Origin of the sequence: Psychrobacillus sp. FSL W7-1457 (assembly GCF_038593405.1) — a bacterium.
Taxonomy (GTDB): Bacteria; Bacillota; Bacilli; order Bacillales_A; family Planococcaceae; genus Psychrobacillus.
The window spans coordinates 25,520-47,607 of the sequence record NZ_CP151993.1; the positions used below are offsets into that span (position 1 = coordinate 25,520).

20 protein-coding genes, 1 tRNA gene, 3 rRNA genes and 1 other RNA gene are annotated in these 22,088 nt (G+C 40.2%); 22 read left to right on the plus strand and 3 right to left on the minus strand.

Translation table 11 applies throughout. The features are described 5' to 3' along the window. Positions 1-88: 88 nt before the first annotated feature. A complete protein-coding gene (locus NSQ95_RS00095) occupies positions 89-721 on the plus strand; it encodes a deoxynucleoside kinase (protein WP_340881172.1) in 633 nt (210 codons plus the stop codon). Between the two features lies 1 nt (position 722). After that, the gene (locus tag NSQ95_RS00100) at positions 723-1,397 is read left to right on the plus strand and encodes a deoxynucleoside kinase (RefSeq protein WP_169361350.1); all 675 of its coding nucleotides are present in this window, start codon (positions 723-725) and stop codon (positions 1,395-1,397) included. A gap of 236 nt (positions 1,398-1,633) precedes the next feature. Here NSQ95_RS00100 and NSQ95_RS00105 read toward each other — a convergent pair. Then, positions 1,634-1,726: transfer RNA gene (locus tag NSQ95_RS00105), tRNA-Ser, on the minus strand. A 149-nt stretch (positions 1,727-1,875) separates the two neighbouring features. Here NSQ95_RS00105 and ffs point away from each other — a divergent pair. From ffs to rrf, 9 genes are all read left to right on the plus strand, one after another. After that, positions 1,876-2,142, plus strand: an RNA gene (ffs, locus tag NSQ95_RS00110) — signal recognition particle sRNA large type. Between the two features lie 145 nt (positions 2,143-2,287). After that, the gene (gene dnaX / locus NSQ95_RS00115; protein WP_340881169.1) at positions 2,288-4,039 is read left to right on the plus strand and encodes a DNA polymerase III subunit gamma/tau; all 1,752 of its coding nucleotides are present in this window, start codon (positions 2,288-2,290) and stop codon (positions 4,037-4,039) included. Between the two features lie 14 nt (positions 4,040-4,053). Continuing rightward, positions 4,054-4,374 carry a YbaB/EbfC family nucleoid-associated protein gene (locus tag NSQ95_RS00120; protein ID WP_340881167.1) on the plus strand — a complete coding sequence of 107 codons (321 nt, stop codon included), beginning with the start codon at positions 4,054-4,056 and terminating at the stop codon, positions 4,372-4,374. Between the two features lie 11 nt (positions 4,375-4,385). Beyond that, entirely contained in the window at positions 4,386-4,982 is a 597-nt protein-coding gene (gene recR / locus NSQ95_RS00125) for a recombination mediator RecR (protein WP_169361347.1), read from the plus strand. A gap of 16 nt (positions 4,983-4,998) precedes the next feature. Next, the gene (locus NSQ95_RS00130) at positions 4,999-5,211 is read left to right on the plus strand and encodes a YaaL family protein (RefSeq protein ID WP_169361346.1); all 213 of its coding nucleotides are present in this window, start codon (positions 4,999-5,001) and stop codon (positions 5,209-5,211) included. A 59-nt stretch (positions 5,212-5,270) separates the two neighbouring features. Continuing rightward, positions 5,271-5,528 carry a pro-sigmaK processing inhibitor BofA family protein gene (locus tag NSQ95_RS00135; RefSeq protein WP_340881164.1) on the plus strand — a complete coding sequence of 86 codons (258 nt, stop codon included), beginning with the start codon at positions 5,271-5,273 and terminating at the stop codon, positions 5,526-5,528. A 232-nt stretch (positions 5,529-5,760) separates the two neighbouring features. Further along, positions 5,761-7,315 (plus strand): 16S ribosomal RNA (locus NSQ95_RS00140). 205 nt (positions 7,316-7,520) lie between these two features. Continuing rightward, a 23S ribosomal RNA gene (locus NSQ95_RS00145) occupies positions 7,521-10,449 on the plus strand. Positions 10,450-10,505: 56 nt separating this feature from the next. After that, positions 10,506-10,621, plus strand: a 5S ribosomal RNA gene (gene rrf, locus NSQ95_RS00150). The 16S, 23S and 5S rRNA genes sit together here, the layout of an rRNA operon. Positions 10,622-11,274: 653 nt before the next feature. Here rrf and NSQ95_RS00155 read toward each other — a convergent pair. Beyond that, the gene (locus tag NSQ95_RS00155; RefSeq protein WP_342560090.1) at positions 11,275-11,823 is read right to left on the minus strand and encodes a cupin domain-containing protein; all 549 of its coding nucleotides are present in this window, start codon (positions 11,821-11,823) and stop codon (positions 11,275-11,277) included. Positions 11,824-12,056: 233 nt separating this feature from the next. Between NSQ95_RS00155 and NSQ95_RS00160 the strand changes: the two genes are divergently transcribed. The 10 genes from NSQ95_RS00160 (at position 12,057) to rsmI (ending at position 19,160) form a co-directional block, all read left to right on the plus strand. Next, a complete protein-coding gene (locus NSQ95_RS00160; RefSeq protein ID WP_340881160.1) occupies positions 12,057-13,478 on the plus strand; it encodes an aminotransferase class I/II-fold pyridoxal phosphate-dependent enzyme in 1,422 nt (473 codons plus the stop codon). A 2-nt stretch (positions 13,479-13,480) separates the two neighbouring features. Further along, the gene (gene tmk / locus NSQ95_RS00165; protein ID WP_251556947.1) at positions 13,481-14,122 is read left to right on the plus strand and encodes a dTMP kinase; all 642 of its coding nucleotides are present in this window, start codon (positions 13,481-13,483) and stop codon (positions 14,120-14,122) included. Between the two features lie 49 nt (positions 14,123-14,171). Beyond that, positions 14,172-14,501 (plus strand): cyclic-di-AMP receptor, encoded by a 330-nt coding sequence (locus NSQ95_RS00170; RefSeq protein WP_142643831.1) that lies wholly within the window; start codon positions 14,172-14,174, stop codon positions 14,499-14,501. A gap of 24 nt (positions 14,502-14,525) precedes the next feature. After that, positions 14,526-14,966 carry a YaaR family protein gene (locus tag NSQ95_RS00175; RefSeq protein ID WP_169360334.1) on the plus strand — a complete coding sequence of 147 codons (441 nt, stop codon included), beginning with the start codon at positions 14,526-14,528 and terminating at the stop codon, positions 14,964-14,966. A 64-nt stretch (positions 14,967-15,030) separates the two neighbouring features. Further along, positions 15,031-16,041 carry an AAA family ATPase gene (locus tag NSQ95_RS00180; protein WP_340885813.1) on the plus strand — a complete coding sequence of 337 codons (1,011 nt, stop codon included), beginning with the start codon at positions 15,031-15,033 and terminating at the stop codon, positions 16,039-16,041. Beyond that, a complete protein-coding gene (locus NSQ95_RS00185; RefSeq protein ID WP_169360335.1) occupies positions 16,034-16,849 on the plus strand; it encodes a stage 0 sporulation family protein in 816 nt (271 codons plus the stop codon). Before NSQ95_RS00180 ends, NSQ95_RS00185 begins: the two co-directional genes overlap by 8 nt. A 24-nt stretch (positions 16,850-16,873) precedes the next feature. Next, the gene (gene yabA, locus NSQ95_RS00190) at positions 16,874-17,230 is read left to right on the plus strand and encodes a DNA replication initiation control protein YabA (protein ID WP_169360336.1); all 357 of its coding nucleotides are present in this window, start codon (positions 16,874-16,876) and stop codon (positions 17,228-17,230) included. A 62-nt stretch (positions 17,231-17,292) separates the two neighbouring features. Then, entirely contained in the window at positions 17,293-18,039 is a 747-nt protein-coding gene (locus NSQ95_RS00195; RefSeq protein WP_340886141.1) for a tRNA1(Val) (adenine(37)-N6)-methyltransferase, read from the plus strand. After that, positions 18,026-18,316 (plus strand): GIY-YIG nuclease family protein, encoded by a 291-nt coding sequence (locus NSQ95_RS00200; RefSeq protein ID WP_340886142.1) that lies wholly within the window; start codon positions 18,026-18,028, stop codon positions 18,314-18,316. Before NSQ95_RS00195 ends, NSQ95_RS00200 begins: the two co-directional genes overlap by 14 nt. Beyond that, entirely contained in the window at positions 18,288-19,160 is an 873-nt protein-coding gene (gene rsmI, locus NSQ95_RS00205) for a 16S rRNA (cytidine(1402)-2'-O)-methyltransferase (RefSeq protein WP_340886144.1), read from the plus strand. The genes NSQ95_RS00200 and rsmI overlap by 29 nt, the downstream gene beginning before the upstream one ends. 84 nt (positions 19,161-19,244) lie before the next feature. Here the strand turns inward: rsmI and NSQ95_RS00210 are convergent, their stop codons facing one another. After that, the gene (locus tag NSQ95_RS00210; protein ID WP_144541581.1) at positions 19,245-19,520 is read right to left on the minus strand and encodes an AbrB/MazE/SpoVT family DNA-binding domain-containing protein; all 276 of its coding nucleotides are present in this window, start codon (positions 19,518-19,520) and stop codon (positions 19,245-19,247) included. Positions 19,521-19,854: 334 nt separating this feature from the next. Between NSQ95_RS00210 and metG the strand changes: the two genes are divergently transcribed. Further along, positions 19,855-21,816 (plus strand): methionine--tRNA ligase, encoded by a 1,962-nt coding sequence (gene metG / locus NSQ95_RS00215; RefSeq protein ID WP_340886146.1) that lies wholly within the window; start codon positions 19,855-19,857, stop codon positions 21,814-21,816. Positions 21,817-22,088 lie beyond the last annotated feature (272 nt).

Below are 22,088 nucleotides of genomic sequence, written 5' to 3' on the forward strand. Positions count from 1 at the left end.
CTGGAAAGACAAATATCCTCTATTTTTCATCATATCCCTATGCTAAAATAGAGGATACGACTTGAAACTTTAGAGTGAGGTTAGAGATATGTCTGTTCCATTTATAACGGTAGAGGGTCCAATAGGTGTTGGTAAAACCTCATTGGCCAAAGCAATTGCTAATACATATCAATTTGAATTGTTAAAAGAGATCGTAGACGAAAACCCCTTTTTAAATAAATTCTATGAAGATATAGCAGAGTGGAGCTTTCAAACTGAAATGTTCTTTCTTTGTAATCGCTATAAGCAATTAAGTGATATTGAAAAAAAATACTTATCTAACGAAACAGCAGTTGTTGCGGATTATCATATTTTTAAAAATCTTATTTTTGCAAAACGCTCCCTAAATGAGGTCGAGTATGAGAAATACGAGTCCATTTATCATATTTTAACGAGGGATATGCCAATCCCGAACATGGTAATTTATTTAGATGCAAGTATAGACGTGTTAGAAAATCGTATTGATTTACGTGGGAGAGAGTTCGAAAAGAAAATTAGTACAAGCTATTTAGAGCAACTTTCATCGGACTATAGAATGTTTATAGATGACTTTGAAGCAAAGCACCCAGACGTTCCTGTTATTCGTTTCAACGGTGATGAAATGGATTTTGTACAGAACAGCCAGGATTTAAATATAATTTTAGAAAAAGTAAGTGCTACACTACATAAAAGGAGTAAATAACATGAACTTAAGAGAAAAGTATGGCATCCCAGCCAATGCTGTCATTACTATTGCAGGAACTGTAGGTGTGGGGAAATCTACTATGACAAAAATGCTTGCTGACGCATTACATTTTAAGACTTCGTTTGAAAAAGTAGATACTAACCCATATCTTGACCGTTTTTACGAGGATTTCTCTAAATGGAGCTTTCATTTACAGATTTACTTCCTAGCAGAGAGATTTAAGGAACAAAAGAGAATGTTTGAATATGGTGGGGGATTTATTCAGGATCGTTCTATCTATGAGGATACTGGCATTTTTGCTCAAATGCACAAGGAAAAGGGAACCATGGATCCAATCGATCATGAGACATATACAAGCCTATTCGAGGCAATGGTGATGACACCGTATTTCCCGCATCCTAACCTTTTAATTTATTTAGAAGGCTCTCTGGACAGTGTAATCGATCGTATTCATGAACGAGGTCGTCCGATGGAGCAGCAGACGCCAATCGCTTATTGGGAAGAAATGCATGGTCGTTATGAAAAGTGGATTGATGGATTTAATGGTTGCCCGGTGCTTCGCCTTAACATTAATGATTATGATATCGTAGAAAATCCTGAAGATGTCGAGCTAATTCTTGAAAGAATTGGACATTTTATGGAACAAACACAGACAATTACCTTACGTAAATAATGAAAGCTTCCGCATTTATTGCGGAAGCTTTTTTGTTACAAAGGATGATATTAATGGAAAGCTTGGGGGCGACTAAGTATGTTGAGGATATCATTATGAATCAATTCATAAAATAAAAAAGAAGCTGACCCATAAAAAGTCAACTTCTTAATATTCTGAACATGTATGGCTAAGAAAAATTCGTTACAAAAGCAACGAATTCAATCTCAAATTTATGCGTGTGTGTTGTTAAAAAATGGAGGAGGAAGAGGGATTCGAACCCCCGCGCGGTATGACCCGCCTGTCGGTTTTCAAGACCGATCCCTTCAGCCAGACTTGGGTATTCCTCCGAAGTACAAGAACTAATTTATCATGGATGAAATTCAAAGTCAACATTTTTGAAAAAAATATAGTGTTTTTTTTAGAATAGAGTTATAGAAAAAGAGGAAAAGGATATTTCCATTGATTTCTCAACGAAAAAAGCTTATACTGAATATTGCCGTGCTAGGTGGGAAGGTAGCGGTGTCTTGTAACTCGCAATCCGCTCTAGCGAGACTGAACCCCTTCTCGAGGTTGTTTATATGTAGGGTCTGGTATTTGCACGTGATGTTGACGTCTGGGTCCTGCGCAATGGGAGCCCATGAACCATGTCAGGTCCGGAAGGAAGCAGCATTAAGTGGTGCATTCTCATGTGCCGCAGGGTTGCCTAGACTGAGTTAACGACAAAGGTGCCGCCTATGTGTATCAATCGAAGGAAGGTGCACGGCTTTAAATTATATAATTCAAACTCATTCATCTTCGGAGGAATGAGTTTTTTATTTGTCTATATTAGAGTTTGGAGCAGAAGTACAGTTCTCTTTATGATATAATTAGTCCATACTTTACTTAAACAAAAGAGGGAGGGAAACTTGTTGTCGTATCAAGCTTTTTACCGCGCTTATCGACCTCAGTCGTTTGCGGAAATGTCCGGTCAAACTCATATCAAGCAAACCCTTCAAAATGCCCTCCTTTATAATAAAACTACTCATGCATATCTATTTTCGGGACCAAGAGGAACAGGAAAAACAAGTGCTGCAAAAATATTTGCAAAGGCTTTGAACTGTGAAAATGGCCCTGCAAAGGAACCATGTAATGAATGTGAGACTTGTAAAAGCATTACAGAGGGTTCCAACACAGATGTAATTGAGTTCGATGCTGCTTCTAATTCTCGTGTAGAGGAGATAAGAGATATTATTGAAAAGGTGCGTTTTGCTCCTTCCAATGCTCGTTTCAAAGTTTATATTATAGATGAAGTGCATATGCTTTCTACAAGTGCCTTTAATGCTTTATTAAAAACATTAGAAGAACCACCGGCACATGCCGTCTTTATACTGGCAACCACAGAGCCACATAAGATACCATTAACCATCATTTCTAGATGTCAGCGTTTCGATTTTAAACGTATTACCTCAACTGATATCGTTTCTAGAATGATAGAAGTGCTGACTGATGCACGAATTGAATACGATGTAAATGTTTTGAAAATCATTGCCCAGGCCGCAGCAGGTGGGATGCGAGACGCTCTCAGCATGTTAGATCAGGTGGTATCCTTTAGTGGCGAAACAATGACTATAGAAGATGCTTTACTTGTAACTGGTTCAATAGGTCAGGATGTATTTTATCAGCTTGCAGAAGCATTGAGTGAAAGAGATGTTGCCCATGCATTAGGGAGCATTGAAAAGCTCGTAGATGACGGAAAAGATCCTGTAAGGTTAACAGAGGATTTTATCACGTTCTATCGAGATTTGTTAGTACTACAGGTAGCTCCCGATCAAGCGGAATTGTTAGAGATTGCTACGGGAGATGAGCATTTTAGAGAACTTGCCTTTAAGTTTCCGGTAGAAACTCTTTATAAGAGTATCTCGATTCTTACAAACACCCAACAAGAAATGCGTTTTTCTAATCATGCGAAGGTCTATTTAGAAACTGCCATTATACGATTGGCACAAGTACCTCAAGATGCAAACGTAGGTAACGTTAATACCACTGAATTAGAGAATAAAGTTCAGTTGCTTGAAGGGCAATTACAACAACTTCAGCAGCAATTAAGCCAAGGCACTTATACTACAGGAAACAGTCAAGGGGCTCAGCAGGAACAACCAAAGAGAACAAGACAAAAAGCTTCAGGAGTCAAAGTGTCTAGTGGGCGTATTCAAGAAATTTTAAAAATGGCGACAAAATCAGATATCCAAGCCATTAAATCTCATTGGGCAACTATCCTACAACAGCTACAAAAGTCACATGCAGCGTTATTAAATGATGCGGAGCCAGTTGCAGCATCTTCTACTGCATTTGTGTTAAAATTTAAGTATGATATACATTGTCAAATGGCAATGGAGAATAAAACATTCTCAACTTCTTTCCCTCAGCTTATCGCGAATCTTACTGGAACGATGTATGAGGTAGTGTATGTACCTGAAGAAAGTTGGTTAAAGATTAGAGAAGAATTTATTCAGCAAAATGGATTAAAGAAAGATTCAACAGAGTCAGAGGCGACGTCTTCTTCAGAACCATTAGAAGCGATGGAGTTACTGCAAGGAATGGAAGAGATTTCAGAAGATCCATTGATTGTGGAAGCTGAGAGGCTTTTCGGCAAAGATTTTGTAGAAGTACATGATGACTAAGGAGGAAAATAATTATGCGTGGAATGGGAAATATGCAAGGTATGATGAAACAAATGCAAAAGATGCAAAAGAAAATGGCTGAAGCTCAAGAGGAGTTAGCAACTCAACGTTTTGAAGCGGTTGCCGGTGGTGGAATGGTGAAAGTTACTGTTTCAGGACAAAAAGAAGTATTAGAGGTAGCTTTAGACCCTGCTGTTGTAGATCCAGACGATGTGGAAATGCTACAAGACTTGATCGTAATTGCAACCAACGAAGCAATGAAGAAAGCGGAAGAAACAGCTAATGCCACTATGGGTCAATTCACGAAAGGATTGAACCTTCCTGGCATGTTCTAGGAGGACAAATCATGCATTATCCTGAACCGATATCAAAGCTAATTGAAAGCTTTATGAAATTGCCAGGAATCGGGCCCAAAACAGCGGCCCGTCTGGCATTTTTTGTGTTAACTATGAAAGAAGATACAGTACTAGACTTTGCAAAAGCTCTAGTAGATGCAAAAAGGAACTTGAGCTACTGCTCGGTTTGTGGACATATCACGGACATAGATCCTTGCCATATTTGTCAGGATAAACAGCGTGATGGATCTATGATCTGTGTAGTACAAGATACAAAAGATGTAATTGCAATGGAAAAAATGAGAGATTACAACGGCTTATACCATGTACTGCATGGGGCTATCTCACCGATGGATGGAATAGGTCCAGAGGATATTAATGTACCGACCCTTTTAAAAAGATTACAGAATGACCAAGTAGAAGAACTGATTTTAGCAACAAACCCAACTATAGAAGGAGAAGCAACCGCGATGTATATATCTCGTCTAGTAAAGCCCTCAGGCATTAAGACTACGAGGATTGCACATGGTTTGCCTGTAGGTGGAGATTTAGAGTATGCAGATGAGGTTACTCTTTCTAAAGCATTAGAAGGACGTAGAGAGCTATAAGGAGATGTAGAGCTGGATGTTTTTTAAAAAGGGGAAACTAAAAAAAGAATTTGATGAACGATTTGTAGAGCTTATTAAAGCTACCAAAGAAGATTGGCAACAAGCTCAACGAATTGAAGATTACTTGAATGACTATGATCTAGATGCAGTTGCTAAAAGGAAAATGGCAGAGAGTATACACTTCTATCTATATAAAGAGGCAAAGATTCGAAATGTAATTATAAAATAGAATATTAATAGTACTAGCTTCATATAATAAGGATATTGATTTTATGGAGGGATAATAACATGAAGTTAACCATTATTGTGTGTTCGCTAGTATTATTACTTTTTTTAGTATTGAAGAGTTCGTCTTCTAATTTATTTGAGAGTATTTCTATCTTGTTATTTCGTTTAGGGTTTTCTATTTTACTGTTATTCGGAGTTCATTTATTACTTGGAACAGCAGGATACGCGGTTCCGATTAATCTTTTTACAGGCGCAGTAGTAGCAGTGTTAGGAGTTCCAGGAGTAGCGTCAGTAGTAGCTATTTCTATACTAATATAAAAAAATAAAAAAAGTTTTTAAAAAGTGTTGACGTAAGTTTAAAACGAGTGTAATATAGTAGAAGTCGCCAAGAGGTAAACAAGTTTGGCTGACACAATGAACATTGAAAACTGAACATGCAAAACGTTAAGACATATAGCATCAACAAGCTTCGGCTTGATTGACGCAAAATAATTTTTGACATCATTTAATGATGATGCCAGCAAAACAAAATGAGCTTTTTAAGTTCTCTATTATGGAGAGTTTGATCCTGGCTCAGGACGAACGCTGGCGGCGTGCCTAATACATGCAAGTCGAGCGGATGATGAAGAAGCTTGCTTCTTCTGATTTAGCGGCGGACGGGTGAGTAACACGTGGGCAACCTGCCCTGTAGATTGGGATAACTCCGGGAAACCGGGGCTAATACCGAATAATCCATTACCTCACATGAGGAAATGTTAAAAGACGGCATCTCGCTGTCACTACAGGATGGGCCCGCGGCGCATTAGCTAGTTGGTGAGGTAACGGCTCACCAAGGCGACGATGCGTAGCCGACCTGAGAGGGTGATCGGCCACACTGGGACTGAGACACGGCCCAGACTCCTACGGGAGGCAGCAGTAGGGAATCTTCCACAATGGACGAAAGTCTGATGGAGCAACGCCGCGTGAGTGAAGAAGGTTTTCGGATCGTAAAACTCTGTTGTGAGGGAAGAACAAGTACGAGAGTAACTGCTCGTACCTTGACGGTACCTCATTAGAAAGCCACGGCTAACTACGTGCCAGCAGCCGCGGTAATACGTAGGTGGCAAGCGTTGTCCGGAATTATTGGGCGTAAAGCGCGCGCAGGCGGTCCTTTAAGTCTGATGTGAAAGCCCACGGCTCAACCGTGGAGGGTCATTGGAAACTGGGGGACTTGAGTACAGAAGAGGAAAGCGGAATTCCAAGTGTAGCGGTGAAATGCGTAGAGATTTGGAGGAACACCAGTGGCGAAGGCGGCTTTCTGGTCTGTAACTGACGCTGAGGCGCGAAAGCGTGGGGAGCAAACAGGATTAGATACCCTGGTAGTCCACGCCGTAAACGATGAGTGCTAAGTGTTAGGGGGTTTCCGCCCCTTAGTGCTGCAGCTAACGCATTAAGCACTCCGCCTGGGGAGTACGGTCGCAAGACTGAAACTCAAAGGAATTGACGGGGGCCCGCACAAGCGGTGGAGCATGTGGTTTAATTCGAAGCAACGCGAAGAACCTTACCAGGTCTTGACATCCCGCTGACCGGCCTAGAGATAGGCTTTTCCCTTCGGGGACAGCGGTGACAGGTGGTGCATGGTTGTCGTCAGCTCGTGTCGTGAGATGTTGGGTTAAGTCCCGCAACGAGCGCAACCCTTGATCTTAGTTGCCAGCATTCAGTTGGGCACTCTAAGGTGACTGCCGGTGATAAACCGGAGGAAGGTGGGGATGACGTCAAATCATCATGCCCCTTATGACCTGGGCTACACACGTGCTACAATGGACGGTACAGAGGGTCGCAACCCCGCGAGGGTGAGCAAATCCCATAAAACCGTTCTCAGTTCGGATTGTAGGCTGCAACTCGCCTACATGAAGCCGGAATCGCTAGTAATCGTGGATCAGCATGCCACGGTGAATACGTTCCCGGGCCTTGTACACACCGCCCGTCACACCACGAGAGTTTGTAACACCCGAAGTCGGTGGGGTAACCCTTTTGGGAGCCAGCCGCCGAAGGTGGGACAGATGATTGGGGTGAAGTCGTAACAAGGTAGCCGTATCGGAAGGTGCGGCTGGATCACCTCCTTTCTAAGGATATATTCGGAATACAGATCTTTATCTGTATCTTAACGTTTTGCAGTTCAGTTTTGAATGTTCATTCTATATGAGCATTTAAAGCTTTTTAACTTGTTCTTTGAAAACTGGATAAAACGACATCAAAAAAAGAAACAAACGCAAGATATTCAAATTGTGATCACTTACGTGATTGCAAGTGTAGTACTTTTAACTTTTAGGTTAAGTTAATAAGGGCGCACGGTGGATGCCTTGGCACTAGGAGTCGATGAAGGACGGCACTAACACCGATATGCTTCGGGGAGCTGTAAGTGAGCTTCGATCCGAAGATTTCCGAATGGGGAAACCCACTGCCCGTAATGGGGCAGTACATTTGCGTGAATACATAGCGCATCTGAGACACACCCAGGGAACTGAAACATCTAAGTACCTGGAGGAAGAGAAAGAAAATTCGATTCCCTGAGTAGCGGCGAGCGAAACGGGAAGAGCCCAAACCAAGAGGCTTGCCTCTTGGGGTTGTAGGACACTCTATACGGAGTTACAAAAGAATGAGCTAGACGAAGCGACCTGGAAAGGTCCGCAGGATAGGGTAAAAGCCCCGTAGTCAAAAGTTCATTCCCTCCAGAGTGTATCCTGAGTACGGCGGAACACGTGAAATTCCGTCGGAATCCGGGAGGACCATCTCCCAAGGCTAAATACTACCTAGTGACCGATAGTGAACCAGTACCGTGAGGGAAAGGTGAAAAGCACCCCGGAAGGGGAGTGAAATAGACCCTGAAACCGTGTGCCTACAAATAGTCAAAGCCCGTTAACGGGTGATGGCGTGCCTTTTGTAGAATGAACCGGCGAGTTACGATTACATGCGAGGTTAAGTTGAGAAGACGGAGCCGCAGCGAAAGCGAGTCTGAATAGGGCGAATGAGTATGTGGTCGTAGACCCGAAACCAGGTGATCTACCCATGTCCAGGATGAAGGTGAGGTAACACTTACTGGAGGTCCGAACCCACGCACGTTGAAAAGTGCGGGGATGAGGTGTGGGTAGCGGAGAAATTCCAATCGAACCTGGAGATAGCTGGTTCTCTCCGAAATAGCTTTAGGGCTAGCCTCAAACGTTAGAATCTTGGAGGTAGAGCACTGTTTGGACTAGGGGCCCATCCCGGGTTACCGAATTCAGACAAACTCCGAATGCCAATGATTTATGTTTGGGAGTCAGACTGCGAGTGATAAGATCCGTAGTCAAGAGGGAAACAGCCCAGACCACCAGCTAAGGTCCCAAAGTATTTGTTAAGTGGAAAAGGATGTGGCGTTGCTTAGACAACCAGGATGTTGGCTTAGAAGCAGCCATCATTTAAAGAGTGCGTAATAGCTCACTGGTCGAGTGACGCTGCGCCGAAAATGTATCGGGGCTAAACAAATCACCGAAGCTGTGGATTGATACCTTTGGTATCAGTGGTAGGAGAGCGTTCTAAGGGCGTTGAAGTCAGACCGGAAGGACTGGTGGAGCGCTTAGAAGTGAGAATGCCGGTATGAGTAGCGAAAGATGGGTGAGAATCCCATCCACCGTATGACTAAGGTTTCCTGAGGAAGGCTCGTCCGCTCAGGGTTAGTCGGGACCTAAGTCGAGGCCGATAGGCGTAGACGATGGACAACAGGTTGATATTCCTGTACCACCACCCCACCGTTTGAGTGATGGGGGGACGCAGTAGGATAGGGTAAGCGTGCTGTTGGTTATGCACGTCCAAGCAGTGAGGTGTGAGTGTAGGCAAATCCGCACTCTGTAACATTGAGCTGTGATGGCAAGGACGTATGTCCGGAGTTCCTGATTTCACACTGCCAAGAAAAGCCTCTAACGAGGTGGGAGGTGCCCGTACCGCAAACCGACACAGGTAGTCGAGGAGAGAATCCTAAGGTGAGCGAGAGAACTCTCGTTAAGGAACTCGGCAAAATGACCCCGTAACTTCGGGAGAAGGGGTGCTCTTTTGGGTGAATAGCCTAGAAGAGCCGCAGTGAATAGGCCCAGGCGACTGTTTAGCAAAAACACAGGTCTCTGCAAAACCGTAAGGTGAAGTATAGGGGCTGACGCCTGCCCGGTGCTGGAAGGTTAAGAGGAGTGCTTAGCGCAAGCGAAGGTGCGAATTGAAGCCCCAGTAAACGGCGGCCGTAACTATAACGGTCCTAAGGTAGCGAAATTCCTTGTCGGGTAAGTTCCGACCCGCACGAAAGGCGTAACGATCTGGGCACTGTCTCAACGAGAGACTCGGTGAAATTATAGTACCTGTGAAGATGCAGGTTACCCGCGACAGGACGGAAAGACCCCGTGGAGCTTTACTGTAGCTTGATATTGAATTTTGGTGCAACTTGTACAGGATAGGTAGGAGCCTTAGAGCCCGGAGCGCCAGCTTCGGAGGAGGCGTCGGTGGGATACTACCCTGGTTGTATTGAAATTCTAACCCATACCCGTAACCCGGGTAGGAGACAGTGTCAGGCGGGCAGTTTGACTGGGGCGGTCGCCTCCTAAAGTGTAACGGAGGCGCCCAAAGGTTCCCTCAGAATGGTTGGAAATCATTCGAAGAGTGTAAAGGCAGAAGGGAGCTTGACTGCGAGACCTACAAGTCGAGCAGGGTCGAAAGACGGGCTTAGTGATCCGGTGGTTCCGCATGGAAGGGCCATCGCTCAACGGATAAAAGCTACCCCGGGGATAACAGGCTTATCTCCCCCAAGAGTCCACATCGACGGGGAGGTTTGGCACCTCGATGTCGGCTCATCGCATCCTGGGGCTGTAGTCGGTCCCAAGGGTTGGGCTGTTCGCCCATTAAAGCGGTACGCGAGCTGGGTTCAGAACGTCGTGAGACAGTTCGGTCCCTATCCGTCGTGGGCGTAGGAAATTTGAGAGGAGCTGTCCTTAGTACGAGAGGACCGGGATGGACACACCGCTGGTGTACCAGTTGTTCTGCCAAGGGCATCGCTGGGTAGCTATGTGTGGACGGGATAAGTGCTGAAAGCATCTAAGCACGAAGCCCCCCTCAAGATGAGATTTCCCATTACGCAAGTAAGTAAGATCCCTCAAAGACGATGAGGTAGATAGGTTCGGGGTGGAAGCGTGGCGACACGTGCAGCTGACGAATACTAATCGATCGAGGACTTAACCAAATGGTTTGTTTCTAATATGATGTCTTTTATCCAGTTTTGAGTGAACAACTCAAAAGTCTAGTGATGATGGCGAAGAGGTCACACCCGTTCCCATACCGAACACGGAAGTTAAGCTCTTCAGCGCCGATGGTAGTTGGGGGTCTCCCCCTGCAAGAGTAGGACGTCGCTGGGCACTAAAGGAAGTCGTCACCGAGTAATCGGTGGCGGCTTTTTTGTTTTGTCTTTTAGAGGAAAAAGCCGAAGGCACTCTCTCCCTAAGGAAGTGAGCGAGAAGCCAGAGGGGCAAAGAGTTCGAGGAAGCAAGAAAGAATGTTATAATAAAAATCATTAAAAAAAGGTCAACCAATTCAGGCTGACCTTTTAATACGAACGGGGTAGACAGTTGTGTAAATGAATTTGTGGGTAAATTGGAAAATATTATTGTTAGGAGGTATCTCATGGAACTCATTAATATTGTTGTCGGATTTATAGTATGTATTTGTATTGGTTCTGTATTGAATATACTACTTAAAACAACTCAAAAAAGAGATTGGCTAATTACATTCTTAATAAGTGTAGTGTTATCAATAATAATAGTGCCTTTGTTAGGTTAACGATATAACTATTTTATGGAACTAACAGTGTAATATTTAGCCGAAAAAAATTCCCTAACCCCCCCATGAAAAGTAGAGAGACAGAAGTTATTTGTTTCGTACATTTTCAAATCGACTTTTATCTTTAACATAGCTATAAAAATCAATCTCCCGCTAAGTCAGTGTGAAAAAAACATAAAAGAGACATGGGAGTAGTCCATGTCGTCTTGTCTGAAATTCATTATGTTAAGAATTAACTTTCAGTAGTTTTGTTACAGCTTGCAGGTGGACCAATAAATGTGGAAGGGACTACTGGTGCAATTGCTTTTTCCCAAAGAGTTTTATCTAAACAATAGGTCTGGGCCATAATATTCGTTGGAGTTAACTTCAGGATATCTGATCCGAGTATTACTTCGGGTGTTGGAGCATTAAAAATGGCTAGTAGATGTGTATGTTTCTCTGTAGCTACTTCATAATGCCACCATCCTTGAGGTACATTCGCTACTTGGCCAGGTGAGAGCGGAAAATGTTGCATTTGCTTGGTAAAGGGATTCAATAATGAGACGGTTAATCCACCAGAAATACAATAGACAAGTTCGGATGCATTTTGGTGGTAATGGGGCTCGATCACATTGTTTGGACTAAAAAAAATATCAAGTAAGGATACATTATCTAGTGTGTTTAATTGCTGAATCCCTAAAACATTAATAAAGTTTTGGCTATCTTTTTTAAACAAGGTACTTGTGTTCACATCAAAAGTGAATTGAGCGGATGGGGAGGTGTAATCAAACGGGAAAACCATAGGGCAGCTCCTTTCTATATCGTCATTGCTATACATTCTTCGCATAATATGTGTTAATCCAATTTGTTGTGCAGTAGGAGCCATATTCATACAATAAAATAATTTCCCGGAAAATAAATATTTAATAAAGTTCTACCCTTTCTGGCCAAAAATAGGTTCAAATCATCTATCCTTATTTCATGTCTTATTTCATGTATAATAGAAAGATAATAAAGTTTGGTGAGGTATAAGAAATGCATGAAAAACGACCTTTAGTAGAAGCGCTTGAAAAATTTCATAGTCAAAAGAATATCTCCTTTCATGTACCAGGACATAAACATGGGGTGTTATCCAATCTTCCTGAGGTTATTAAAGAGGCCTTATCCTATGACCTTACAGAACTTAAAGGCTTAGATGACTTACATCATCCAGAAGAAGCTATTAAAGAAGCGGAAGAATTGTTAGCCTCTACATACGGGGCAAAAAAAAGTTATTTTCTTGTCAATGGAACGACTGTTGGCAATTTAGCTATGCTATATGCAACATGCCAGTATGGAGAACAGTTAATAGTCCAGAGGAATGCTCACAAGTCAATTTTTCATGCAATTGAGCTTGTAGGTGTTGAACCTATCTTTGTTACTCCAGAATGGGATTCTCGCACAAAAACAACAACCTTTGTTTCTGCCAACACCATTAAAAGCGCAATAGAAGAGTTTCCTTTAGTAAAAGGTGTTCTACTCACTTACCCAACTTATTATGGATTGGCTTCTAATGAAATAAAAGAGATTATCGATTATTGCCATACAAAAGACATTCCAGTCCTAGTAGATGAAGCACATGGAGCACATTTTAAGGCAAACAGCGGTTTTCCATTATCTGCTCTTGATTTCGGTGCAGATATAGTAGTACAATCTGCACACAAAACATTACCATCTATGACAATGGGTTCTTACTTACATATGAATTCTTCTATTATAAAAGCTTCTAAAGTAAACAAGTATTTAAGGATGCTTCAATCAAGCAGTCCTTCTTATTTATTAATGGCATCCTTAGATGATGCAAGAAGCTATGTACAAAGATACAATGAAATGGATTTCAAACAATTAATATATAAAAGAAATTTGTTCATTCAGGCACTCCAAACGATTAAGTTAGTGGAAGTAATAGAAGTAAATGATCCACTGAAATTACTAATACGTGTTGGGAACTATTCTGGTTTTCAAGTTCAACAGGCTTTAGAAGCACAACATGTATATGCGGAGCTTGCGGATACTTATCAGGTATTATTAATTCTTCCTTTACTAAAAAAGGACCAAGACTACCCTTTTGCAGAGGTAAGAAAACGAATTAAAATGGCCGTAGACGAGCTTAAAAAAGAAACACCGATAATTCCTAAAGATATAAGAAATAAATCGTTTAAATCTGTTTCTACGATTGAAATGAATATGAGCCTCTTAAATGAGAAAAAAGGCGAGTGGGTTCCATATGTTCGCTCCATAGGAAGAATAGCTAAAGGAATACTCATTCCGTATCCACCGGGAGTACCATTGTTCATTCCAGGAGAAAAGATTACGATTTCTATGTTAACTGAACTGGAGGAATGGATTGATAAAGGAGCTACCTTCCAGGGGGATCATAGACTCGATGAAAAGCTAATTTATGTTGTGGAGGATTAATAGTGCAAAAAAAAGGGTATTTTATAACAAGCGAGGGTCCAGAAGGTGCAGGCAAGACAACTGTCATGCAATTACTTGGAAAAAGATTAATGGAAGAGGGCTTTGAAGTCGTGATGACAAGAGAGCCTGGAGGCATTAATATCTCGGAGAAAATAAGAGGAATAATCTTAGATAACGAGCATACAATGATGGATAGCCGTACGGAGGCATTATTATATGCTGCAGCAAGGAGACAGCATTTAGTTGAAAAAGTTTTGCCTGCTCTAGAAGCTGGTAAAATTGTTATTTGTGATCGTTTTATTGATAGTTCGCTTGCGTATCAAGGGCATGCAAGAGGTATAGGGGTAGAAGAAATATTAGCAATCAATCAATTTGCAATTGGACAGACTATGCCCGACCGCACGATTCTTTTTGATATAGAACCAAGTCTGGGGTTAGAAAGAATTAATGCACATAGCAGTAGGGAAAAAAATAGGCTAGATGTAGAGAGTCTTCAATTTCATGAAAAGGTTAGAGAAGGCTACCTTAACTTAGTAAAACAATATCCAGACAGAATTAAAGTAATCGATGCTTCTCAAAAGCTCGAAGAAGTATTAGAAGCTACCTATAAAGTAGTAAAAATGGAATTAGAAATTTTTAGGTAATTAATGCTATAATAAAATAAACAGAATAGAAAAGTGGGAGTGAGTAGCGATGAAATTAATAGTAGCCGTAGTGCAGGACCAAGATAGTAATAGATTGTCAAATGCGTTAACGAAAGCAAAGTTTCGTGCAACAAAACTTGCTAGTACAGGTGGGTTTTTAAGATCTGGAAATACTACATTTCTGATCGGTACAGATGACTCCTTAGTATCTTCTGCGTTAGAATTAATAAGAGACAATTGTAGAGCACGTGAACAGATGGTAGCCCCGGTTTCACCTATGGGAGGAAATGCTGATTCTTACATTCCGTACCCAGTGGAAGTAGAGGTAGGAGGAGCTACAGTATTTGTTCTTCCAATTGAACAATTCCATCATTTTTAATAATGAAGGAAAGGATCGAAAAATTTGAAGATAAATCAAGATGTACGAGTAGGGATAGATAAGATACGCAAGGATACTATGCAGAATAATATTCAATCTGCAAAGTTTGGCCAAATGATTACAAAGCAGGATCAGCGGATGCAAACCGAAGCCTTAACGAAACTGTTAGGAGATATTACTACAGCAGGAGATCGTTTAGCAAGATCTAGAAATCTACGTGATATGGCTAAGTTTAAAATGCTGATTAAAAAGTTTCTAGAGGAAGCTGTAGATTTTGGAATGGGATTAAAGCAATCTCATACATGGAATCGATTTGGTGAAGGAAGAAAGTTAAAAATCGTAGAGACTATTGATGAAAAATTGGTAGAGCTAGCAGAAGAAATTTTGAGCCAAGAAAAAAGCTCTATAGAATTATTAGATAAAATAGGCGAAATTAAAGGATTACTTATTAATCTATATACGTAATGTTCCCGTGTTATCGCACCGTGCGAAACACGGGATTTTTTAGAGAGGTGGAACCACTATGAGCATGGAAGAAGAATGGTCCATTGAAGGAATAGAAAAAATACAACCTACTGCTATTAAACAAATTCAATCCATAGTAGCAAAAAATCGTATTGGACATGCCTACATTATTGAAGGTGCTAATGGTACAGGTAAAACGAAAGTTATGCAATTTTTTGTACAGCTTATGTTTTGCGAAAATTCGACAGAAAATGTTCCATGTGAAACATGTCGAAACTGTAAAAGATTAAAATCATCTAATCATTTGAACATTATTCAACTGGAGCCAGATGGTCAAAATATAAAAAGAAATCAAATTGATGAATTAATACATGAGATGAGCAAAACCTCTATTGAAAGAGGAAGAAAGGTTTATGTAATACATGAAGCAGATCGATTGAACACAAGCTCCTCTAATACATTACTTAAATTTTTAGAGGAGCCTCAGAGCGAAATTACTGCCATCTTATTGACCGATAAGATGCATGCCTTATTACCAACAATACGGTCCAGGTGTCAGCATATAGGTTTAGCCACCATGCCACAGGGAGTATTAAAAAAGAAGTTAATGGAAGAGGGAATTACTGATTCAATGGCTTCTACAGTAAGTAGAATGACGAATCAAGTAGAAGAAGCTCTAATTTTAGCGAAAGACGAGCAATTTGGACTTGCAAGGAAATCAGTGATAAAATTGGTGGAAGCAAGTGAAAAAAGTGTTCAGGATGCGCTTATGTGCATACATGAAGATTTTGGTCCCTTGCTAAAAGAAAAGGAAAGTGCAGAACAAGTATTAGATTTACTACTATTTGCTTATCGTGATATAGTAGCTATAAAAGCAACTCCACTCGCAGTTTGTACCTATCCAGATATGATTTCATTCTGGAAACAGATAGCATTACACAAGACGTATGAGCAATTGTCTAAACAGTTAGAATTGATTTTAGATGCAAAGCAAAATTTGCATAGAAATATGAACCGGACACTGATGATGGAGCAGCTGATGCTTAACCTGCAGGAGGGGTATAGTTTTGTATAATGTTGTAGGAGTCCGCTTTAAGAAAGCGGGTAAAATATATTATTTTGATCCAGTAGACTACGCTTTAGAGAAAGATGACTATGTAATCGTTGAAACTGCTCGTGGCGTAGAATATGGGAAAGTCGTCGTACCTATTAAACAAGTAGGAGAAAACGATGTCGTTTTACCTTTGAAGCAAGTAGTCCGTCCTTCTACGGAGAAGGACAAAATCCAAGTGGAAGAAAATCGTTTAGAATCGGCTCAGGCATTAGCATTGGGAACCGAAAAAATATTACAAAGAGAATTAGAAATGAAGCTTGTAGACGTTGAATATACATTCGACCGAAACAAAATTATCTTCTATTTCACAGCGGAGGGTCGAGTAGACTTTCGTGACTTAGTAAAGGATCTTGCTTCTGTATTTAGAACTCGTATTGAACTCAGACAAATAGGAGTGCGAGACGAGGCAAAAATGCTAGGTGGTATTGGTCCTTGTGGAAGAATGCTTTGCTGTTCAACCTTTTTAGGTGATTTTGAGCCAGTATCTATTAAGATGGCAAAAGATCAAAACCTATCATTGAATCCTTCTAAGATTTCCGGATTGTGCGGACGTCTAATGTGCTGCTTAAAGTATGAAAATGACGAATATGAGGCTGCAAGAGAGCAAATGCCTGACATTGGTGATAAAATTGAGACACCAGATGGATTCGGAAAAGTAGTTAGCATGAATATTTTAGAGAGAATTTTACGTATTGAGTTAAGTGATCCACTTCGTATATTAGACTATACGTTAGATGAGGTTGTAAACTATGCTAAAAATCCAGTATAATGGACGGGGCAATGAGGTGAATAGGTGATGGACCGTAATTTTTTTGATACAATTATAGAATTTGAAAAACAGTTAGAGTCCACGCAGCTCCAATTTCGCGCTTTGAAAGAATTTGTAGCGATTATGATAGAAGAACGTCAAGCGTTACAAGAAGAGAACAATCATTTAAGACAAAGACTTGATGAAATACATGGAAAAGAAGTAATGGACGAAAAGATACGAGAGAAACGATTAAACAAGGCAGACATAGGTGAAGGCTATGATAACCTAGCAAGGCTTTATCAGGAAGGTTATCATGTATGTCATGTTCATTTCGGAAGCGCTCGGAAGGAAGAAGATTGTTTATTTTGCTTATCTTTTTTAAATAAACAAAATGTCTAATCAATTGACTGATGCCACTCCATAGGTGGGTGTCAGTCTTTTGTTTTATGGAGGTTTAAGTTATGGAGCAATGGCTAAAGGATGATGAAAGGCTAGACTATTTATTGGCAGAGGATTTAAGAATTATACAAAGTCCTTCTGTTTTCTCCTTTTCCCTAGATGCAGTTTTATTAGCAAGATTTACATATGTCCCATTTAAAAGAGGAAAAATAGTAGATTTATGTACTGGAAATGGAGCTATTCCTCTTTTCCTAAGTGCACGATCACAAGCTGAAATAGTGGGTATTGAATTGCAGGAAAGATTAGCTGATATGGCAAACAGAAGTGTCAAGTATAACAATCTAACAGAACAAATTCATATTATGCAAGATAATGTTATAGGTATAGCAAGTAAAATTGGAACTGAAAAATATGATGTGGTAACCTGTAATCCTCCTTATTTTCCAGCACATGAAGCAAGTGACAAAAATCTCAAGGAACATCTAGCTATTGCAAGGCATGAGATACATCTTACCCTAGAAGAGGCAGTGCAATCAGCGAGTGAGCTACTCAAACAGGGAGGGAAGGCTGCATTTGTTCATCGCCCTGGTAGGTTGTTAGATATTGTTACCTCTATGCGAGCCAACCGACTTGAGCCAAAACGTATTCGGTTTGTTTATCCCAAAAAAGGTAAGGAAGCTAATACATTATTGATTGAGGCTATTAAGGACGGAAAACCAGATTTAAAAATTTTACCTCCTCTTTATGTGTACGGCGAAGATGGACAATACACAGATGAGGTTAAAGAGATGCTGTATGGAGACAATTAAAGAGCATACTTTTTATGTATTACAATGTAATGACGGCTCCTACTATGCTGGTTATACGAATGATTTGTTTAAGCGTATTAAGGTTCATAATGAAGGAAAAGGAGCAAAGTACACGAGGGCAAGACTCCCAGTTAAGTGTATTTATAAGGAAATTTTCGAGTCAAAACAAGAGGCAATGCAGGCAGAATATGCTTTTAAGCAACTTACAAGAAAACAAAAAATAGCTCATATGAGAGGTGAGTCAGCCAATGAATTCACAAAAATCAACAGAACATGAAAACAGTAGTTGTTTGTATTTAGTAGCTACCCCAATAGGTAACCTAGAGGATATGACAATGCGTGCTATTCGTATTTTGAAGGAAGTCGACTATATAGCAGCAGAAGATACTAGGAATACGAAGAAGTTATGTAACTATTTTGAGATATCTACGCCTTTAACAAGCTATCATGACCATAACCAGCTAGCTGGTGGAGAGAAAATATTAGAAATATTGAGGGATGGGAAACAAGTTGCATTGGTAAGTGATGCGGGTCTACCGTGTATCTCAGATCCAGGAGCAGATATTGCTGCAAAAGCAATAGCAGAAGGATTTGCAGTGGTACCCGTTCCAGGAGCAAATGCTGCTATAAGTGCTCTAATAGCCTCAGGAATGATTACGCAACCGTTCTTTTTTTACGGATTCCTTAGTAGAAATAAGAAGGAAAGAAAAGCGGAAATTACAACGCTAGAAAAGAGACAAGAAACAATTCTATTATATGAGTCTCCTCACCGTCTGAAGGAATCTTTAAAAGATATGAAAGCAATTATGGATGGAACACGTCAAATTGTATTAGCGAGAGAGCTTACAAAGAAATTTGAGGAGTTTTTAAGAGGTACAATAGACGAAGCGGTCGAATGGGCAGAAACAAATGAAATTCGTGGTGAATTTTGTATAGTGCTTGCTGGCAATGAAGCTAAAGAGGAAATAGAAAAAGCTTGGTGGGCGGATTTAAGTATTGAGGAGCATGTCGAGCATTTAATACAAGAAAAGCAACTAAAGTCGAAGGATGCCATTAAAGAAGTATCCATCCAACGAGGGTTACCTAAAAGAGACGTTTACCAAAGCTATCACGTAGAATAGCTGGATCAGATCTTTTGAATCTCCATTGCTGCATTAAAAGCTGCATTAAAAAAAACATCCGTCTGCACGGATGTTTTTTAGGTCTTATTTTAAGCTGCTTTGAATTTCTTTGATTAATTGTTCTGCACCTTCTGGGCTTAAAATTAATTTGCCCCCAACAAGACGAAGATTTTCATCTGATACTTCACCAGTAACTGCACAAGTCATGTTTGGCATATATTTTTTTAAGATGATTTTATCATCGTCAACATATATTTCAAGCGCATCTTTTTCTGCTATACCTAGTGTACGACGAAGTTCAATAGGAATAACAACGCGTCCTAACTCATCAACTTTACGAACTATACCTGTAGATTTCATTATTAAAGTTTCTCCTCTCAAGAGTATATATTTTTCGCCAAAATTCGACATTAACCTCTTTTATGTACTTAATCATACCAAGTACTACCATATTGGTCAATAATTATTCTTCTGATTTTATTAGAATGGATGATAAAAATATGACTATGTTTACATAATATACCTAATAAAAATAAATATTATATCATTCTTAGGAATAATCTTGCTATTAATGGAAATAATGTAAGTCATAAAGAAAATTCGACAAAATTGCTTCAGAGGTATAGATTGAAACAACTACCCCATTTCGATAGAATAAAGTATATAGAAGATTCAGCATTGGAGGCAATTAGCATTGAGCGCACAAGATAAAACATTTTATATTACGACCCCTATTTACTACCCAAGTGGTAAATTCCATATTGGAACAGCTTATACAACGGTAGCTTCCGATGCAATGGCACGCTATAAACGGTTAAGAGGCTATGACGTTCGCTTTTTAACTGGGATGGACGAGCATGGTCAAAAAATACAGGAAAAAGCTCAAGAAGCGGGAATGGAGCCACAAGCATATGTGGACGAAATTGCATTAGCTGCTAAGAAGACTTGGGCAACTATGGATATATCTTATGACGATTTTATACAAACAACAGAAAGCCGTCATACAGAAGCAGTAGAAAAAATCTTTCAAACCTTCCTAGACAATGGAGATATATACAAAGGAGAGTATGAGGGGTCCTACTGTACGCCATGTGAGTCCTTCTTCACAGAAACTCAATTGGACGAAGGAAATTGTCCGGACTGTGGTAGACCAGTTCACAAGGTAAAAGAAGAATCGTATTTCTTCAATATGAAGAAGTATGCAGGACGTTTATTGGACTACTACGAAAACAATGTAGAATTTATAGAACCGGAATCCAGAAAAAATGAGATGATCAATAACTTTATCAAGCCTGGTTTAGAAGATCTGTCAGTATCGAGAACTTCCTTTGACTGGGGAATTCGTGTTCCAGGAGATGCAAAGCATGTCATTTATGTGTGGGTAGATGCTTTAACAAACTATATTACATCCTTAGGCTATATGTCAGATGACGACGCCCTTTTTAAAAAATATTGGCCTGCAGATGTACATGTAGTAGGGAAGGATATAGTACGCTTCCATACAATTTATTGGCCGATTTTCTTAATGGCATTAGACTTACCTCTTCCGAAAAAAGTGTTTGCACATGGATTTATCATGATGAAAGACGGTAAAATGTCAAAATCAAAAGGAAATGTTGTATATCCAGAGATGCTAGTGGAGCGTTATGGACTTGATGCGACACGTTATTTCCTACTTCGTGAGCTTCCATTTGGACAAGATGGTGTGTTTTCACCGGAATCCTTTGTAGAACGTACGAATTTTGACCTTGCCAATGATCTTGGGAATCTTTTAAATAGAACAGTCTCGATGATCAACAAATACTTTGATGGTAAAATTCCTGTTAACCAAGGAGAAGCGACAGAATTTGATGCAACTTTACATCAATTTGCTAAAGAAGCAATAGAAAAATATGAAGTCAATATGGAGAAAATGCAGTTTAGCCTTGTATTAGGAGATTTATGGTCTCTTGTGTCTCGTACAAACAAATATATTGATGAGACTCAGCCATGGGTTCTAGCAAAGGATGAAGCAAGAAAAGGGCAACTTGCAAGTGTTATGATCAACTTAGCGGAAAGTCTTCGTCAGATAGCGACCTTAATCCAACCATTTATGCCAAATAGCCCCAAAGAAATTATGGAGCAACTAGGCTTAACGGACGCTCAGCTACAATGGGAGAAACTTGGCGATTTTAATGTTATCCCTGAGGGTACACAAGTAATTAGTACAGGAGTGCCAATTTTCCCTCGTTTAGACGTAGATATAGAAGTAGCTTTTATACGTGAGCAAATGCGCGGTTCTGTCAAAACTCTACAAGAAGAGGTGGAGGAAGAAGCAGAGGAAGAGCAATCAGAGGAAATTTCTATTGATGACTTCTTTAAAGTTGATTTAAGAGTAGCAACAGTATTGGAATGTGAAGCTATTCCTAAAGCAGATAAGTTATTAAAACTACAATTAGACTTGGGATATGAAAAACGTCAGGTTGTCTCAGGAATAGCAAAGCATTATAAACCAGAGGAGCTAGTAGGAAAAAAAGTAATTGTAGTAGCTAATTTGAAACCAGTAAAACTTCGTGGAGAACTTTCCCAAGGGATGATTTTAGCTGGTGAAAAAGATGGATACTTAACTCTAGCAACTGTTGATGAAAAACTAGAAAATGGTGCACAAGTAAAATAATAAGCTAATTAAAACTGTCGCGTGAGCGGCAGTTTTTTTGTTGTTTAGGAAATTACAAAGTTCTGAACCTGTGGATAAATTGATGTCTAGCTCCACCGCCTTGCCCCTCGGGGTCAAATGGGTAAAAGCTCCGGTGGCTGAGGAACTGCCTCCTCGCATTTCTCCATTTGCCTGTCAGGGCAGATATAGGCGCATGCGCTTTTCTTGTGTAAATAAAAAATTAAACGCCTATGTTATAGGCGTTTAAATATGATTCCTAAAATAGTATTGGC

What these genes read in the sequence shown, in the direction of transcription:
- NSQ95_RS00095 (WP_340881172.1), top strand. Translation starts at nt 89, where the DNA reads ATGTCTGTTCCATTTATAACGGTAGAGGGTCCAATAGGTGTTGGTAAA.
- NSQ95_RS00100 (WP_169361350.1), top strand. Translation starts at nt 723, where the DNA reads ATGAACTTAAGAGAAAAGTATGGCATCCCAGCCAATGCTGTCATTACT.
- NSQ95_RS00120 (WP_340881167.1), top strand. Translation starts at nt 4,054, where the DNA reads ATGCGTGGAATGGGAAATATGCAAGGTATGATGAAACAAATGCAAAAG.
- recR (WP_169361347.1), top strand. Translation starts at nt 4,386, where the DNA reads ATGCATTATCCTGAACCGATATCAAAGCTAATTGAAAGCTTTATGAAA.
- NSQ95_RS00130 (WP_169361346.1), top strand. Translation starts at nt 4,999, where the DNA reads ATGTTTTTTAAAAAGGGGAAACTAAAAAAAGAATTTGATGAACGATTT.
- NSQ95_RS00135 (WP_340881164.1), top strand. Translation starts at nt 5,271, where the DNA reads ATGAAGTTAACCATTATTGTGTGTTCGCTAGTATTATTACTTTTTTTA.
- NSQ95_RS00155 (WP_342560090.1), bottom strand. Translation starts at nt 11,823, where the DNA reads ATGGTTTTCCCGTTTGATTACACCTCCCCATCCGCTCAATTCACTTTT.
- NSQ95_RS00160 (WP_340881160.1), top strand. Translation starts at nt 12,057, where the DNA reads ATGCATGAAAAACGACCTTTAGTAGAAGCGCTTGAAAAATTTCATAGT.
- NSQ95_RS00170 (WP_142643831.1), top strand. Translation starts at nt 14,172, where the DNA reads ATGAAATTAATAGTAGCCGTAGTGCAGGACCAAGATAGTAATAGATTG.
- NSQ95_RS00180 (WP_340885813.1), top strand. Translation starts at nt 15,031, where the DNA reads ATGGAAGAAGAATGGTCCATTGAAGGAATAGAAAAAATACAACCTACT.
- NSQ95_RS00195 (WP_340886141.1), top strand. Translation starts at nt 17,293, where the DNA reads ATGGAGCAATGGCTAAAGGATGATGAAAGGCTAGACTATTTATTGGCA.
- NSQ95_RS00200 (WP_340886142.1), top strand. Translation starts at nt 18,026, where the DNA reads ATGGAGACAATTAAAGAGCATACTTTTTATGTATTACAATGTAATGAC.
- rsmI (WP_340886144.1), top strand. Translation starts at nt 18,288, where the DNA reads ATGAATTCACAAAAATCAACAGAACATGAAAACAGTAGTTGTTTGTAT.
- NSQ95_RS00210 (WP_144541581.1), bottom strand. Translation starts at nt 19,520, where the DNA reads ATGAAATCTACAGGTATAGTTCGTAAAGTTGATGAGTTAGGACGCGTT.